At 61.5% G+C, this 16619-nt stretch carries 16 protein-coding genes; 5 read left to right on the top strand and 11 right to left on the bottom strand.

The features are described 5' to 3' along the window. Positions 1 to 37: 37 nt before the first annotated feature. Positions 38 to 1225, bottom strand: coding sequence for an MFS transporter (locus ACS4NR_RS02815; protein WP_456019039.1), 1188 nt, complete (start codon positions 1223 to 1225; stop codon positions 38 to 40). 91 nt (positions 1226 to 1316) lie between these two features. Here ACS4NR_RS02815 and ACS4NR_RS02810 point away from each other — a divergent pair, with 91 nt between their 5' ends. Together ACS4NR_RS02810 and ACS4NR_RS02805 are read left to right on the top strand one after the other, a co-directional pair. Next, positions 1317 to 1859, top strand: a complete 543-nt coding sequence (locus ACS4NR_RS02810; protein WP_456019038.1) for a TetR/AcrR family transcriptional regulator — start codon at positions 1317 to 1319, stop codon at positions 1857 to 1859. 222 nt (positions 1860 to 2081) lie between these two features. After that, entirely contained in the window at positions 2082 to 5552 is a 3471-nt protein-coding gene (locus ACS4NR_RS02805) for a hybrid sensor histidine kinase/response regulator (protein WP_456019037.1), read from the top strand. A gap of 73 nt (positions 5553 to 5625) precedes the next feature. Here the strand turns inward: ACS4NR_RS02805 and rmuC are convergent, their stop codons facing one another. Both rmuC and ACS4NR_RS02795 read right to left on the bottom strand, forming a co-directional pair. Further along, positions 5626 to 6990, bottom strand: coding sequence for a DNA recombination protein RmuC (rmuC, locus tag ACS4NR_RS02800; RefSeq protein WP_177440030.1), 1365 nt, complete (start codon positions 6988 to 6990; stop codon positions 5626 to 5628). Between the two features lie 175 nt (positions 6991 to 7165). Beyond that, positions 7166 to 7489: an SEL1-like repeat protein gene (locus tag ACS4NR_RS02795; RefSeq protein WP_115987168.1), complete on the bottom strand. Its 324-nt coding sequence runs from the start codon at positions 7487 to 7489 to the stop codon at positions 7166 to 7168. 1023 nt (positions 7490 to 8512) lie between these two features. Between ACS4NR_RS02795 and ACS4NR_RS02790 the strand changes: the two genes are divergently transcribed. The 3 genes from ACS4NR_RS02790 (at position 8513) to ACS4NR_RS02780 (ending at position 10912) form a co-directional block, all read left to right on the top strand. Further along, on the top strand, positions 8513 to 8737 hold the full coding sequence (locus tag ACS4NR_RS02790; RefSeq protein WP_007962908.1) for a hypothetical protein: 225 nt from the start codon (positions 8513 to 8515) through the stop codon (positions 8735 to 8737). 274 nt (positions 8738 to 9011) lie between these two features. Then, positions 9012 to 9494 carry a hypothetical protein gene (locus ACS4NR_RS02785; protein WP_456019036.1) on the top strand — a complete coding sequence of 161 codons (483 nt, stop codon included), beginning with the start codon at positions 9012 to 9014 and terminating at the stop codon, positions 9492 to 9494. A gap of 146 nt (positions 9495 to 9640) precedes the next feature. Then, positions 9641 to 10912 (top strand): OmpP1/FadL family transporter, encoded by a 1272-nt coding sequence (locus ACS4NR_RS02780; RefSeq protein ID WP_095139443.1) that lies wholly within the window; start codon positions 9641 to 9643, stop codon positions 10910 to 10912. Between the two features lie 202 nt (positions 10913 to 11114). Here the strand turns inward: ACS4NR_RS02780 and ACS4NR_RS02775 are convergent, their stop codons facing one another. The 8 genes from ACS4NR_RS02775 to cobU form a co-directional block, all read right to left on the bottom strand. Next, positions 11115 to 11672 carry a glutathione peroxidase gene (locus tag ACS4NR_RS02775; RefSeq protein ID WP_253148966.1) on the bottom strand — a complete coding sequence of 186 codons (558 nt, stop codon included), beginning with the start codon at positions 11670 to 11672 and terminating at the stop codon, positions 11115 to 11117. A gap of 57 nt (positions 11673 to 11729) precedes the next feature. Further along, positions 11730 to 11852 carry a hypothetical protein gene (locus ACS4NR_RS02770; RefSeq protein ID WP_256582121.1) on the bottom strand — a complete coding sequence of 41 codons (123 nt, stop codon included), beginning with the start codon at positions 11850 to 11852 and terminating at the stop codon, positions 11730 to 11732. Beyond that, entirely contained in the window at positions 11849 to 13057 is a 1209-nt protein-coding gene (locus ACS4NR_RS02765; RefSeq protein ID WP_456019035.1) for an MFS transporter, read from the bottom strand. Before ACS4NR_RS02765 ends, ACS4NR_RS02770 begins: the two co-directional genes overlap by 4 nt. A gap of 53 nt (positions 13058 to 13110) precedes the next feature. Continuing rightward, a complete protein-coding gene (locus ACS4NR_RS02760) occupies positions 13111 to 13515 on the bottom strand; it encodes a MarR family winged helix-turn-helix transcriptional regulator (protein ID WP_007950413.1) in 405 nt (134 codons plus the stop codon). Between the two features lie 173 nt (positions 13516 to 13688). Further along, complete coding sequence (locus ACS4NR_RS02755; protein WP_456019034.1) at positions 13689 to 14420, bottom strand: adenosylcobinamide-GDP ribazoletransferase; 732 nt, start codon at positions 14418 to 14420, stop codon at positions 13689 to 13691. Position 14421: 1 nt separating this feature from the next. Beyond that, positions 14422 to 14997, bottom strand: coding sequence for an alpha-ribazole phosphatase family protein (gene cobC / locus ACS4NR_RS02750; protein ID WP_456019033.1), 576 nt, complete (start codon positions 14995 to 14997; stop codon positions 14422 to 14424). Further along, positions 14994 to 16049, bottom strand: coding sequence for a nicotinate-nucleotide--dimethylbenzimidazole phosphoribosyltransferase (gene cobT / locus ACS4NR_RS02745; RefSeq protein ID WP_456019032.1), 1056 nt, complete (start codon positions 16047 to 16049; stop codon positions 14994 to 14996). The genes cobC and cobT overlap by 4 nt, the downstream gene beginning before the upstream one ends. Next, positions 16046 to 16567, bottom strand: coding sequence for a bifunctional adenosylcobinamide kinase/adenosylcobinamide-phosphate guanylyltransferase (cobU, locus tag ACS4NR_RS02740; protein WP_456019031.1), 522 nt, complete (start codon positions 16565 to 16567; stop codon positions 16046 to 16048). The genes cobT and cobU overlap by 4 nt, the downstream gene beginning before the upstream one ends. Positions 16568 to 16619: the final 52 nt, after the last annotated feature.

Here is a 16619-nt window from a genome sequence, read left to right as displayed (position 1 = left end):
AAAGAAGGCCGGCCAAAGGTAACTGAAACCACGACGTTTATGGAGCGCTGCAAGCTTCGACCATTTGCGGGCGCAGGCTGAGCAACAGCGCGGCGACGGCCAGGACGATCAATCCGGCGCCGTAGCCGTCGGTGGTCACCAGCAAACCGTAGGTGCGAGTCAAATGCCCAGCCAGCAACGCCGGCAGGCAGAACGCCAGATAACTCAGCGCGTAATACGCCGACATCAAACCGGCCCGCTCATGCGGCAGGGCTAGCGGCACCAGGCTGCGCACCGCGCCGAGGAAACCCGAGCCAAAGCCGCAACCGGCGACCAGTGTGCCGAGGAAAAACAGCGCCAGACTGGCGCTGTGCACGCCAAGCAAAATCAGCAGCACGCCGATAGGCAGCAGACTGGCGCCGATTTGCAGGGCTTTGCCGGCGGGACGATTACGCAAAGTGAAGATCATCAGCGCCCCGGTCACGGTCAACGCCGAGACGGTCGCGCCGCCGATCAGGTTCGAAGTCGAACCGGTGGCGGTGCGCACCAGCGACGGCGCCAGTGAGGCAAAAAAGCCGCCGAGGGCCCAGGTCGCGGTGTTCAGCGGCAGCACACGCCACAGGGTCGAACGCGCCTGAACCGGCACATGCAGGGTTGGCCGCAGCGAAGCCCAGGCCCCGGCTTGTGGAGTGACGCTTTCCGGCAGACGCCAGACATACACCGCCTGCAGCACAAACAGCGCCAGCAGCAGCCAGTAAGTCAGTTGCAACGGTGCCGGGGCGAATTCGGCCAGCAAGCCACAGCCCATGCTACCCAGCGCCATGCCGAGCAACGGAGCGACGCTGTTGATCAACGGCCCTTGCTGGCGATCGGTGTCGAGCAGTGTCGCACTCAAAACAGCGGTGGCCATGCCGGTGGCGAAACCTTGCAGCACGCGGGCGCTGATCAACCAGGCAACACTGTCCGCGCTGATAAACAGCAACATCGCCAGCGCATTGAGCAGCACGGCAGTGAAAATCACCGGTTTACGTCCCAGGTGATCGGACAGCGATCCGACCGTCAGCAGCGCCGCCAGCAGACTCAGCGCATACACGCCGAAAATCAGGGTCAGCACCGCTGCCGAGAAGTGCAGTTGATCCTGATACAGGTGATACAACGGCGTCGGCGCTGTAGAAGCGGCGAGAAAACTCAGTAAGGTGATCGCCAGAAAAATCAGGCTGCCACGGTTGGAAGCAAGGCTGGTCATGGGCACACTCCGCAAAAGCTAATTTTTTGCTTTTGCGGAGTGTGCTCTCGGCTTTGGCTTAAAGCAAATTCTTTGTGTTAAGGTCTGACGCATGGCTATTAAAGAAGGTTTACGCCCCGGTGGCCGCAGTGCCCGGGTGCAAGAGTCGATTCATTCGGCAGTCCGCGCGCTTCTGCAAGAACAGGAGCGCAGCACCGTGACCGTCCCGCAAATTGCGGCGCGGGCCGGGGTCACGCCGTCGACCATCTATCGACGCTGGGGTGATCTGGCGGCGCTGCTCGCAGACGTCGCCCTCGCCCGCATGCGCCCGGACAGCGAACCGGCGGTGACCGGTGACCTGCGCGGTGATATTCGCGCCTGGGCCGAGCAATATCTGGACGAAATGAGTTCGGAGCCGGGGCGCAATATGATGCGCGATGTGCAGGCCAGTGCCACGCCGGGATATTGCGTGACGATCCTTGGCGCGCAGTTGCAGATCATCATTGACCGCTACCCGGATGAAACGGCGCCGAGCGTTGATCATCTGATCAACCTGGTGGTGGCGCCGGTGGTGTTCCGGATTCTGTTTTCGGCGGCGGCGCTGGAGGTGGATGAACTGCATCGGTTGATTGATATCGCACTGCAACAGGACTGACGCCATCGCGAGCAGGCTCACTCCTACAATTGGAATACGTTCCACCTGTAGGAGTGAGCCTGCTCGCGATGGGGCCTGATGAGTCACCATAAAACCACCCGGTTTCAAACCTGCGACACCCCGCCACGCCACGACCTTGGTCGACACTGACTAACCGCCATACTCATGCGAGACTGTCCGCCCGGGCAGGACTGCCGGGGAGTCTTTTGTCGGGAGTGTTGCATGTCGTTGTCCACCGGGCTGATCGCCGCCGTCGCCCTGGCCTATATGGCCATCATGTTCGCCATCGCCTTCTACGGCGACCGTCGCAGCGCGCCGTTGCCGCCGCGGGTGCGCGCGTGGGTGTACAGCCTCTCTCTGGCGGTTTATTGCACCAGTTGGACATTCTTCGGCGCAGTCGGCCAGGCCGCCGAACAGCTGTGGTCATTCCTGCCGATCTACCTCGGGCCGATCCTTTTGTTGCTGGGCGCGCCGTGGGTCCTGCAGAAAATGGTGATGATCAGCAAGCAGGAGAACATCACCTCGATTGCCGACTTCATCGCCGCGCGCTACGGCAAATCGCAATCGCTGGCGGTGGTGGTGGCGCTGATCTGTCTGGTCGGCGTCCTGCCCTATATCGCTCTGCAACTCAAAGGCATCGTCCTCGGCGTGAACCTGTTGATCGGCGCCGGGGCCGACGCCATGGGCACCCGCGCCCAGGACACCGCGCTGATCGTCTCGCTGGTGCTGGCGCTGTTCACCATCGTCTTCGGTACGCGCAACCTCGATGCTACCGAGCACCACCGCGGCATGGTGCTGGCGATTGCGTTTGAATCGCTGGTCAAGCTGTTCGCCTTCCTCGCCGTTGGCGCGTTCGTGACCTACGGTCTGTACGACGGTTTTGACGACCTGTTCAATCAGGCGATGCTCGCGCCGCGCCTCGAGGAATACTGGAAGGAAACCATCAACTGGCCGTCAATGGTGGTGCAGACCGGGGTGGCGATGATGGCGATCATCTGCCTGCCACGGCAGTTTCACGTCACGGTGGTAGAGAACATCGACCCGCAGGACTTGCGCTTGGCCAAGTGGGTGTTCCCGGCGTATCTGGCGCTGGCTGCGCTGTTCGTGGTGCCGATTGCCCTTGCCGGGCAGATGATGCTGCCGAGTCACGTACTGCCCGACTCGTTCGTGATCAGCCTGCCGCTGGCCCAGGCCCATCCGGCCCTGGCATTGCTGGCGTTTATCGGCGGTGCGTCGGCGGCCACCGGCATGGTGATTGTAGCGAGCGTGGCGCTGTCGACCATGGTCTCCAACGACATGCTGTTGCCGTGGTTGCTGCGGCGCAACAACGCCGAGCGCCCGTTCGAAGTGTTTCGCCAGTGGATGCTCTCGGTGCGCCGGGTGAGCATCGTGCTGATTCTGCTGCTGGCCTACGTCAGCTACCGCTTGCTCGGCTCCACCGCGAGCCTGGCGACCATCGGCCAGATCGCCTTCGCCGCCGTCACCCAACTGGCCCCGGCGATGCTCGGCGCGCTGTACTGGAAACAGGCCAACCGCCGCGGGGTTTTCGCCGGTCTGGCCGCCGGTACTTTTCTCTGGTTCTACACGCTAGTCCTGCCGATTGCCGCGCACAGCCTCGGCTGGTCGCTGAGCACCTTCCCGGGGCTGGCGTGGCTGCACAGCAACCCGCTGAACCTGCCGATCACCCCGCTGACCCAAGGCGTGGTGCTGTCGCTGGCGGGCAACTTCACGTTGTTCGCCTGGGTCTCGGTGCTGTCGCGCACGCGAGTCTCGGAACACTGGCAGGCCGGGCGCTTCATCGGTCAGGAAATCAGCGCCCGGCCGAGTGCGCGTTCGATGCTCGCAGTGCAGATCGACGACTTGCTGCAACTGGCGGCACGCTTTGTCGGTGAAGAACGTGCGCGGCAAAGCTTCATTCGTTTCGCCTACCGCCAGGGCAAAGGCTTCAACCCGAACCAGAACGCCGATGGCGAATGGATCGCCCACACCGAACGTCTGCTGGCCGGTGTGCTCGGCGCTTCGTCGACGCGCGCGGTGGTAAAAGCTGCGATTGAAGGCCGGGAAATGCAGCTGGAGGACGTCGTCCGTATCGCTGACGAAGCCTCGGAAGTCCTGCAGTTCAACCGCGCGTTGCTGCAAGGCGCGATCGAAAACATCACCCAGGGCATCAGCGTGGTCGACCAGTCGCTGAAACTGGTGGCGTGGAACCGCCGCTACCTGGAGCTGTTCAACTACCCGGACGGTTTGATCAGCGTCGGCAGGCCGATTGCCGACATCATCCGCTACAACGCCGAACGCGGCTTGTGCGGCCCCGGCGAGGCGGAAGTCCACGTCGCCCGGCGCCTGCACTGGATGCGTCAGGGCCGTGCGCACACTTCCGAACGTTTGTTCCCCAACGGCCGGGTAATCGAGCTGATCGGCAACCCGATGCCCGGCGGCGGCTTCGTCATGAGTTTCACCGACATCACCGCGTTCCGCGAAGCCGAGCAGGCACTGACCGAGGCCAACGAAGGCCTGGAGCAACGGGTCAGCGAGCGCACGCAGGAGCTGTCGCAGCTCAACGTCGCACTGACCGAAGCCAAGGGCCATGCCGAGGCCGCCAACCAGTCGAAAACCCGCTTCCTCGCCGCCGTCAGCCATGACCTGATGCAGCCGCTGAACGCCGCGCGCCTGTTCTCTGCCGCCCTCTCCCATCAGGACGACGGCTTGAGCAGCGAGGCGCAGAAACTGGTGCAACACCTCGACAGTTCGCTACGTTCGGCAGAAGACCTGATCAGCGACCTGCTGGATATTTCCCGTCTGGAAAACGGCAAGATCAACCCCGATCGCAAGCCGTTCGCGCTCAATGAGCTGTTCGATACGCTCGGCGCCGAATTCAAGGCGCTGGCCCAGGAACAAGGTCTGACCTTCCGTGTGCGCGGCAGCCAGTTGCGCATCGACAGCGACATCAAACTGCTGCGCCGAATTTTGCAGAACTTCCTCACCAACGCTTTCCGCTACGCCAAGGGCCCGGTGCTGTTGGGCGTGCGCCGACGCGGCGGCGAGCTGTGTCTGGAAGTGTGGGATCGCGGGCCGGGGATTCCGGAAGACAAGCAACAAGTGATTTTCGAGGAGTTCAAGCGCCTCGACAGCCATCAGACTCGCGCCGAAAAAGGCCTCGGGCTGGGCCTGGCGATTGCCGACGGTTTATGTCGCGTGCTCGGCCATACCCTGCGCGTACGTTCGTGGCCGGGGCGCGGCAGCGTGTTCAGTGTCAGCGTGCCGCTGGCCCGGGCGCAGTCGGTGCCGGTGCACACTGCGGTCGAATTGAATGGCAAGTTGCACAGCGGCGCGCGAGTGCTGTGCATCGACAATGAAGACAGCATTCTGATTGGCATGAACAGCCTGCTGAGCCGTTGGGGCTGTCAGGTGTGGACGGCGCGCAATCGCGAGGAATGCGCGGCGTTGCTGAATGAGGGCGTGCGGCCGCAACTGGCATTGGTCGACTATCACCTCGACCATGGCGATACCGGAACCGAGCTGATGGCGTGGTTGCGCACCACGCTGGGCGAGCCGGTGCCGGGGGTGGTGATCAGTGCCGATGGTCGCCCGGAGACGGTGGCGCAGGTGCATGCGGCGGGGCTGGATTATCTGGCCAAACCGGTGAAACCGGCGGCGTTGCGGGCGTTGTTGAGTCGGTATGTGCCGCTGTAACCGTTTGACTTGAATGTCGCAGCGCTACCACTGACGCCTTCGCGAGCAAGCCCGCTCCCACAGGTTCTTGCGATTACTCAGGCAGTTCGACAAGGCCATCGACATCGGTCATCGCCCGTTCCAGCAGATCCGCCGGCAGACTCTTGCTCGCCCGCGCGCCAAGCAGTTTGAGCTGCTCACTGCGGCTGACCAGATTGCCGCGGCCTTCCGTGAGTTTGTTGCGCGCCGAGCTGTAGGCCTTGTCCAACTGCTGCAGGCGATTGCCGACTTCGTCCAGATCCTGAATGAACAGCACGAACTTGTCGTACAGCCAGCCTGCACGCTCGGCAATTTCCCGGGCGTTCTGGCTTTGCCGCTCCTGCTTCCACAGGCTGTCGATCACCCGCAATGTCGCCAGCAACGTGGTCGGGCTGACGATCACGATGTTGCGGTCGAACGCCTCCTGAAACAGCGCCGGCTCGGCTTGCAAGGCTGCGGAAAACGCCGCTTCGATCGGCACGAACAGCAAGACGAAATCGAGGCTGTGCAGGCCTTCCAGACGCTTGTAATCCTTGCCGGCGAGGCCTTTGACGTGGCTGCGCAGCGACAGCACGTGCTGCTTGATCGCGATCTGGCCGATGCTGTCGTCTTCGGCGGCAACGTACTGCTGATAGGCGGTGAGGCTGACTTTGGAGTCGACCACCACCTGCTTGTCGCCCGGCAGGTAGATGATCACGTCGGGCTGGAAGCGTTCGCCATCCGGGCCCTTGAGGTTGACCTGGGTCTGGTACTCGCGGCCCTTCTCCAGGCCCGCGTGTTCCAGCACCCGCTCGAGAATCAGTTCACCCCAGTTGCCCTGAGTCTTCTGACCTTTGAGGGCGCGGGTCAGGTTGGTCGCTTCGTCACTCAGGCGCAGGTTAAGCGCTTGCAGACGCTCCAGTTCCTTGGCCAGCGAGAAGCGCTCGCGGGCTTCGGCCTGATAGCTTTCCTCCACACGTTTTTCGAAGGACTGGATGCGTTCTTTCAGCGGATCGAGCAACTGCCCGAGGCGCTGTTGACTGGTCTCGGCAAAGCGCTGTTCACGCTCATCGAAGATCTTCCCTGCCAGTTCGGCGAACTGCGCGCGCAGCTCATCGCGCGAGCCTTGCAGGTCGTTGAGGCGTTGTTGATGGCTTTCCTGTTGCTCGCGCAATTCGGCGTTGAGCGACGCGGCCTGGGCGTCGAGGCGACGCAATTCGGCTTCTTTGTTGGCACGCTCGATGTTCCAGGCGTGGGAGGCATCACGGGCGTCATCGCGCTCGATCTGCAGCAGCTCGACTTCGCGGCGCAGAGCCGCCAGTTCAGCCTGCTTGGCGGCGTTGGCCTGAGCGAGATCGACGGTTTCATCACGGCTGGCTTCAAGCTGGGCGTTGAGTCCGTCCTGCGCCAGTTGCGCCATGGCCAGGCGCTCTTCGAGCAAGGCGACCTCGGCTTGCCGGTCGCTGGCCCGCCGCTGCAGTTGCCAGGCCAGCGCCAGCAGCGGCAATCCCGCGCCCGCCAGACCCAGCAACACGCTGGTCAAGTCCATAGCCATAGCCACTCCTGCCGATTCGATAAAGCCTGAAGGTTAACCAAGGCGTGAGGCGTTGGACAGCTCAGTCTTCGAGCAGACCAAGTTCCTGTTGCGCACGTCGATCACCGGCCCGCGCGGCCTGGCGCAGCAGATCCTGCCCGATACGCCGGTCCCGGGCGTTGCCACACTCACGGCACATCAACTGACCGAGACGGCTTTGCGCCGCGACCACGCCTTCGCGCGCCGGTTGCTTGAGCAGACGACCCGCCAGATGCTTGGCATTACGGCTATCGCCCAGACGCGGGCTGTCGAGCAGCCATTCGGCCACACGCACGGAAAATCGCTTGGGGGAGGTAACACGAGGATGTTCGGAGGTAACAGAGTCTGATACTGAGCGAAACTTCATAAAACACTGTGGGACAGATCGGAAGGCGCGCCACTCTACTCTCTTTTTCGTACAGGTAAAGTCGAAAAAAAACCCGGCACGCCCGTCCTAGAGCAAGCGCTAGGGACAATCCACAGAAGCTGTGGATAACTCAGTGGACAACCGCTCCCGAACCTCCGCAAAGCCTTGTGGAATGGGGCTCGCAGTCAAACTGACGATTTTTTCACCAACAAAAAAAGACGATATTTTTCATTGACTTAAACTTTTGATACAGGCAGTCATGCGAGTCAGGATCGGTATGACAGCGTGGTTACAGCTTGCGCAACTAATGTGCACAAGTACCTGTTACCCGGTTATATCGATGCGCTTTTTTGGCTCGTTTTGCGCCTCGAACTGAGGATAAGCGGGTTGGCGATGGGCATGGCTGCACACTTTTGTGGCGACCGGCGGTTGATCAGGGTGAGTCCTTCGCGAGCAAGCTCGCTCCCACAATGGATGGTGTTTCCCATGTGGGAGCGAGCTTGCTCGCGAAGAGCCGGGAATATCACGTGAATGCCTGGTGACTCACGAAAAATCTTTTTACGACGGGGTTTGCATTGCCCAGAACGTTCCGTTACTATCCGCGGCGTTAGTACCAAGCTGAAAGTCAATTCCGGTCGAACACATCCCCACGGTCAACCTTCTTCCCAGAAGCCCTTCACCGAAAAAAGCGGGAACGACCCCTCGATGGTTTCCAGGTAAATCTTGCGCCGACACTGCCTTTGAATGAATGCAAAGGGTGTTGCGAAGACCACTTACTCTGACCGAACCAACCTGCAAATTGATCAGGATCTTCACCCCGGGCCCAGAACCTTTGCCCTCGATGTGTTGCCTGTCCTCCTAAGTACCTACCTGCCAGCCCAAGCGCGCCAACTTAATAGCGCTTCAAACTGGCTGCTTTGTTCCAGTCGGGTTCTTTGTTCGACCAATGGTGGTCGACATTACTGGAACGTTTTAACGTTGCACGGTTCTTATCCGTGTCATTTGTAGGAACACCTAATAACTATGTCTACTCAAATCCAGACTCAGGATGCCATTCGCACCCTAACCAACGCTTTTGCCCCAATGAACTGCCTGATCATGGCCGCTCGCAAAGGCTGCTTCAGCTTCACCGTGGTCAATGAACACGGGATCGCCCGCCACAGCGAGCGTCTGTACCCGGATCAATACTCCAGCGCCGAACCGCTGCAGGCCATTATTGATCGTACGCGTCAGGCCTTGATTGCCTGAGATCCGAAAAGGCTGCAAAAGCAAAAGCCCCGCACACAATGCGGGGCTTTTTATTGCCTGATGTTTCGCTTTTAACCCTTCATGCCTAAGCACCTTCGGATATAACGCTTGCGGCTCGCTGCCGGAAATATTTTAAAAACAGGCCTTTACGTCGCAAATATGACACTACACTTCAACTCAAGCGGCTTGATCCGCTTCCGGCGAGCCTGAGTCGATCCACCGCTGCCAAGGCCCCTTCAGGTATCGCCGCCCCATTACAAGATCCGAGGGTTTTATGGGTATCGCTGCCAGCGAACTGTGCCGCTATGTGATCCGTCCCACACTGATCTATCTGGGACGCCACTGCGCAACCGCCGAATCCCTGCTGCTGGGGATAGCGGCCAGCCAGTCCGCCCTCGGTTCCGCACTGCATGACCGCCGGGGCCACGGCCTCTACCGGATTGCCGAGCACCGTCACCAGGCCCTTTGGGATCACTATCTGGCGCTCGATCCGGAGCGTGCCAGCCTGGTCCGCGGCCTCGCCAGCCAGCATGCCTTTCTCAGTGGCCCGCACCTGGAATTGACCGTCAACCTGCGTTACGCCACTGCCATCGCCTGGCTGCTGGTAGAAGAACAACACCCCACCCTCCCCGCTCCGGGCGATCTGCTGGGCATGGCGCGAATCTGGCGTCAGACCTTCCAGCCTCAGGGACGTCTGCGCGACTTCACCTGCGCCTGGCAAACCTGTGTTTCACCGATGAATCAGGTCGCGTGTTGACTGGCGAGTTTTAGAAGATCGCTCAACAGGTCGCGAATCTGGTCGGACTGTCCTACAAAACCGCTCTAACTCAAGGCATACGGACTATAGCGCTGGGGCGAAAATGTTGGTAATTTTCGCCCCGGTGATCACCAGGAGTTCTAATAATGAAAAAAGTCATGCTCAAAACCACCCTTAGCCTCGCCGTTGCCATGGCATCCACCCAGATCTTCGCAGCTGGCTTTGCCATCAACGAACACAGCATCAGCGGGATGGGTACTGGTTATGCCGGGCGATCTTCTTCTGCCGACGACGCAAGCACTGTTTATGGCAACCCTGCCGGCATGTCGCGCCTCACGCGCGAACAAGTGACTGGTGGTGTTGCATTTCTCGATGCCAAGACCGATATCAGCGACGCCAGCTCCAGCCCTAACGGCGGCAGCAACAAAGGCGACATGGTGCCCTTCACCTCCGTACCTATGGGCTTCTACGTCAAACCGATCGACGAGCACTGGGCATTCGGCCTCGGCGTTTACGTGCCGTTCGGCCTGATTACCGACTACGAAAACGGCTTCGCCGGCCGCTACTTCGGCAGCAAGTCGGAAGTACAAGTCATCACTTTCCAGCCGACTGTCAGCTACAAGTTCAACGACGTGGTGTCGATCGGTTTCGGTCCGACCATCAACCGCATCGATGGCACCCTCGAGTCCAACCTATCGGTGACTCAACTGGCGCCGGACGGCAAGGTCAAGATCAAGGGTGACGACACCGCACTGGGCTACAACATCGGTGTGTTGGTACAAGCCACCGACACCACCCGCCTGGGTCTGACCTACCACTCGAAAGTCGACTACAAGCTCGAAGGCAACACCAAGGTCAACTACGGCGCACTGGCCGCAGTCGGTCTGGGTGCCAGCCAGAAGTACGACGCTTCGCTGAAGATCACCACACCTGAATCCGTGGACTTCTCGGTCACTCAGGCGATCAACGATCGCTGGAACGTCTACGCCGGCAGCACCTGGACCCGCTGGAGCCAGCTGGAAAAGATCACCGTCAAGAACTCCGGCGTGCAGCCGCTGCTGGCCGGTCAGTTCGGCGAGATCACCGAAGACCAGAACTGGCATGACTCCTGGGCTTACGCCGTGGGTACTTCGTACCAGTTGAACAAGGAATGGGTACTGCGTACCGGTCTGACCTTCGACCAGTCGCCGACCAACAACGTCGACCGTTCGCCACGCATCCCGACCGGCGACCGCACGATCTTCAGCCTCGGTGCCGGCTGGAGCCCGACCGAAGACCTGACCATCGACGTGGCTTACTCGTACCTGAAGGAAGAGTCGGTCAAGATTCGCAACGAAAACAATCGTGGCCAGAGCTACGACGCCAAGTATGAAAACTCGGCAAACGGTTTCGGTGTCGGCGCGACCTATCGCTTCTGATGCTGTACGGCGAGGCTAAACCCTCGCCCACAAAAAAGCCCCGCTCTCTTTGCAGAAAGCGGGGCTTTTTTGTGCCTGTTCAAACACCACAGATCAAATATGGGAGCGGGCTTGCTCGCGAATGCGGTCTGACCTTCAAAACAAGTGCTGAAAGATCCGCAGCCTTCGCGAGCAAGCCCGCTCCCACAAAAAGCGTGTGTTATCAGTTGAGCGGTTTTGAGGCGATGGCCTTTTCAACTGCCGCAATGAACTCCGGATCATCCGGCTTGGTCAGGCTGGAGAAATTCGCGACCACCTTGCCCTGACGGTCGATCACGTATTTGTAGAAATTCCACTTCGGTGCGCTGCTCTGCTTGGCCAGCACCTTGAACAGGTGAGTGGCGTCGTCGCCACGGACTTTCTGCGGCTCGGTCATGGTGAACGTCACGCCGTAGTTGGCGTAGCAGACCTTGGCGGTTTCGGCGCTGTCCTTGGACTCTTGCTTGAAGTCGTTGGAGGGTACACCGAGCATTTCCAGGCCCTGGGCCTTGTAGCGCTGATTCAGCGCCTCCAGGCCCTCGAACTGCGGCGCGAAGCCACAGAAGCTGGCCGTGTTGATCACCACCAGCGGTTTGTCGGCGTAGCGCTGACACAGGTCGATGGATTCCTTGGCGCGCAACTTGGGCAACGAACCTTGCAGCGCCTCCGGACAATCAGCGGCCTGGGCCAGTCCGGTCAACGCCATCAGCAACGCGGGTACAGCACACCAGCGCATGAGCATGTCGGGGCATCCTTGAGCAGTCATCAGACCCCCGACGTTACTCGCCCTCCCGCCGGTCTAGCAAGCACCCATGCCCAACTGCATCAACGCCAGGCCGCCCTGATGCCAGCCCCACCACACCAGCGTCAGCAACAGCACGCCGAGTGTGGCGAAGGCGATTCGCGGCCAGGAGCGCTTCATACCGCGCCAACCTCCGGCTGCAGACGCGCCACCGGACGCTCGCGCACCGGCCAGTTCAGCGCGGCCGCCAGCAGGCTCAAGAGAATCGCCACTTGCCAGATCAAGTCATAACTCCCGGTACGGTCATACACCACCCCGCCCAGCCAGCCGCCGAGGAACGAGCCGAGCTGGTGAAAGAGGAACACAATACCGCCGAGCATGGACAGGTTACGCACGCCAAACAAGGTCGCCACCGTGCCGTTGGTCAACGGCACCGTCGACAGCCAGAGAAAGCCCATGGCCATACCGAACAGGTAGGCAGATGTGGTAGTCACCGGCAGCCACAAAAACAGCACGATCACCACCGCACGCAGCAGGTACAACGCCGTCAGCAGACGCGGTTTGGACATGCGCCCACCGAGCCAGCCGGCAGTATAAGTGCCGAAGATATTGAACAGCCCGATCAGCGCCAGCACCGTGGTACCGACCGTCGCCGGCAGATGCTGATCGACCAGATAGGCCGGCAGGTGCACACCGATGAACACCACCTGGAAGCCGCAAACGAAAAAGCCGAACGCCAACAGCCAGAACCCCGAGTGGGAGCAGGCTTCGCGCAGCGCTTCGGACAGGGTTTGTTCATGACCCAGTACCGGCAGCGGTTTGTCCTTGAGCATGCTCACCAGCGGCACGATCAGCGCCACCAGCAAACCGAGTACCAACAGCGCCGCCGACCAGCCGAGCCAGCCAATCAAACCCAGCGTGCCCGGCAACATCGCAAACTGACCGAATGAGCCGGCGGCGCTGGCGATCCCCATGCCCATGCTGCGTTTTTCCGGCGGCACGGCACGACCGACCACGCCAAGAATCACCGAGAACGAAGTGCCGGAGAGACCGATACCGATCAACAGACCCGCACTCAGCGACAGCGTCAGCGCCGAATCGGACAGGCCCATGCACACCAGGCCCAGAGCGTAGAGCACCCCGCCGACCAGCACCACTTTCGCCGCCCCGAAGCGGTCAGCCAACGCACCAGTAAACGGCTGCGCCAGGCCCCAGATCAGGTTTTGCAAAGCGATGGCGAAGGCAAACACTTCGCGACCCCAACCGAATTGCGCACTCATCGGCGACAGGAACAGGCCGAAACCGTGCCGTACGCCCAATGACAACGCCAGAATCAGCGCACTTCCCAGCAACACCCAACCGCACGTACGCCACATCGATGTCATTGTTATTCTCCGTTCGCGGGTATATACCCGCTTAAAACCGGAAAAACCGGCCCTCAGGCCAGTTCGTCCAACAGTCGCAGCAAGGTTTCACGCTTCTCGGCGCCCAGACGATCAATCAATCGCTGTTGCGCCGCTTCCCAGGCCGGCAGCGCCGCCGCAAGGCGCTGTGCACCGGTTTCGGTGAGCCGGACGATGCGGTTACGCATGTCCTCGCCCTCGGCCAGCGCCACCAGGCCCTCGCCTTCGAGCACCCGCAGGTTGCGCCCCAGGGTGCTGCGATCCAGACCCATGGCTTCGGCCAGCTCCGAGATGCTCGGTTGATCCAGACGCTGCAGATTGCACAGCAAAGAATACTGGGCAACGTTGATCCCGAAGCCGTCGAGAGCGCCGTCGTAATGCCTGCTGACGCCACGAGCGGCGCGACGCAGGTTGGTGCACAAACACTGAGAAGGAAGCATGATGCGTGTATATACCCGCGACTGTGTTAAATCAAGTTACATGTAGTTATTCAAGGACATTTCCGGCGCCTGACGGGCCGCCTTCGCGAGCAAGCCCGCTCCCACAGGGGAATGCATTCCAAGGGTGGGAGCGGGCTTGCTCGCGAAGAGGCCGACACGGTTATAGAGAAATCTCAGGCCAACGCCAACCCCACCAACACCGCCATCTCCAGCAATTCCAGCAACGCCCCCGCCGTATCGCCCGTAGTCCCGCCCAACCGCCGCATCATCACCCGCCGCAACCAGACAAACCCGACCAACGCGACAACCAGCGCAACAATTACTTCCACCCCGGCAATCAGCAAGCAGGCCAGCGCACTCGCCCCAAGCACCCACCAACCGGCCCTGCGCGGCAGATGATCAGCCAACGCCTGCCCCAACCCACCCGTGCGCACATACGGCGTGGTCAGAAACAGCCCCAGCAGCGCCGCGCGCCCCAGCAGCGGCACGATGATCAACATCACTGCGTGCCCCTGCTCGATCAGCGCCAGCAACGCGCAGAACTTCAGCAGCAACACCAGCACCAGCGTCACCACGGCAATCGGCCCGCTGCGCGGATCCTTCATGATCGTCAGCGTGCGCTCGCGATCACCGAAACCACCGAGCCAGGCATCGGCGCTGTCGGCCAGTCCGTCGAGGTGCAGCGCGCCGCTGAGCAGCACCCACGTCGTCAGCAACAGCGCCGCATGCAGCAACAACGGCGCGCCAGCCAACGCCAGGTTGAATGCCCAGAGGATCACCCCGAACAGCAACCCCACCAGCGGATAAAACAACAGCGAACGCCCCAGCTGTTGCGGCTCCGGCATCCCCGGCAGACGAATCGGCAAGCTGCTGAGAAATTGCAGGGCGATCCACAGTGGCAGCATGTCAGTGACCTTCCTTGAGCACGCCATTGGCTTCGACACTCAGCGCAAACAGCGAAGCATGCGCGACTTCGACATTGAGCAACTGCTCACGCGGCAAACCACGGGCCTGCGCCAGCAACAGGCGCATCACGCCGCCATGACTGATCAGCAGAACGCGTTCACCGGCATAGGCCTGATGCAACCGCGCAACCGCACCCAGCACACGGGCCGCAAACTCACTGACCGGCTCACCCTGCGGCGGCGTGAACGCATACGGATCGGCCCAGAACAACCCCAGAGCCTCGGCATCGGTTTCCATCAATGCCGCTGCGCTCTGGCCTTCCCAGGCCCCGAAATGCAGTTCTTGCAGATCCTTTTCCAGCTGCACCGGCAGATTCAGTTGCTCGCCTAGCTCTGTGGCGAACCGTGCGCAACGCTGCAGCGGCGAACTGATCAGCCGATCCCACGGCCCGCCCGCGACCACGGCGGCACGCATCTGCGCCCAACCTTTTTCGGTGAGGGCATCATCGAGACTGCCGCGCAAACCGCCGCCCAGCTCAGTCTCACCGTGGCGCAGCAGGTCCAGACGCAACGTCATGCCGGACGATCCGCCACCGCGGCTTCGGCGAACGTCGCCATCTGCCCGTGCAGGTCGCAGGCCAGACGCAACAGCGGCACGGCCAACGCCGCCCCGCTGCCCTCGCCCAGACGCAAACCGAGTTCCAGCAGCGGCTCGGCATTGAGGGCTTCCAGCACGTGATGATGGCCCGGCTCGGCACCACGATGACCGAACAATAGCCACTCGCGGCAAGCCGGATTCAGCCGCACCGCGACCAACGCAGCGACCGTGCAGATAAAGCCGTCGACCAGCACCGCGGCGCCTTCCTGCGCACAGGCCAGATACGCTCCTACCAATGCGGCAATTTCAAAACCGCCGAGGTTGAACAGAGTTTGCAGCGCATCGCCACGTTGCGCCGCGTGCAGCGCCAGCGCGCGCTCGATCACTTGCGCTTTATGGCTGACGCCTTCGGCATTTAACCCGGTGCCGGGACCGGTCAGGTGCACCACCGGGCAATCGAGCAAGGCACACGCCAGCGCACTGGCGGCAGTGGTGTTGCCGATGCCCATTTCGCCACCGATGAACAACTGCGCGCCCGCCGCTTTGGCGCGCAGCACGCTGTCACGACCGGCCTGCAAGGCGAGTTCGCCCTGCGCCTGAGTCATCGCCGCGCCCTTGGCGAAATTCGCCGTGCCCGGGCCGATGTTCAGATGGCGCACGCCCGGCAGATTCAACGACGGCGTCACAGTGCCCAGATCAACCACTTCCAGCTGCGCATCGAGCTGGCGCGCCAGCACGCTGATTGCTGCGCCGCCGCTGACGAAGTTGAGCAGCATCTGCCCGGTGACTTCCTGCGGGAACGCGGAAACGCCTTCCGCGACCACCCCGTGGTCACCGGCGAAAATCGCGATCCAGACCTGCTTAAGGGTCGGCTTGATCTGCCCCTGCAACCCGGCCAGTTGCACCGCCACGCTTTCGAGGCGACCGAGGGAACCGGCCGGTTTGGTCAGTTGCTGTTGGCGCGCCGCCGCCTGTTCAACAATCTCGGCATTCACGGATTGGCACGGGTTCAACCACCACGCTTGAGTCATAACGCAGGTCCTTTCAGGGTCAGGGGCAGGCCGGCGACCGTCAGGACGACTCGCTGACAACGCTCGGCCAGAGCTTGATGCAGCCAACCGGCCTCATCGACGTAGCGGCGAGTCAATTCGCCCAGCGGCACGACACCCATTCCGGTCTCGTTGCTGACAAAAATGATTTCCCCCGGCAATAACGCCAGGCAGTCCAGCAGGGCTTCACGCTCGGCGGCGAGACGCGCGGCGTCATCGAGCATCAGCAGGTTGGTCAGCCACAGGGTCAGGCAGTCGACCAGCAGGCAACGCTCGGCACTGGCGTTCTCGCGCAGGATGCGGGCCAGTTCCAGCGGCTCTTCGATCAGCGCCCATTCGGCCGGACGCCGGGCGCGGTGATAAGCGACGCGTTCGCTCATTTCGCCGTCCAGCGGTTGGCTGGTGGCGATGTAAGTGACCGCCAGACGGCTGTCGCTGGCGAGTTTCTCCGCCAGGCGACTTTTGCCGGAGCGGGCGCCGCCGAGGATCAGTTGGAGCATGGTTCATTCCTTCATATTAGCGGTGTACCGACTTCAGTCATCGCGAGCAGGC

The sequence above is a fragment of the Pseudomonas sp. JQ36 genome (assembly GCF_053851495.1).
This window is presented reverse-complemented; position numbering and strand designations above follow the sequence as displayed.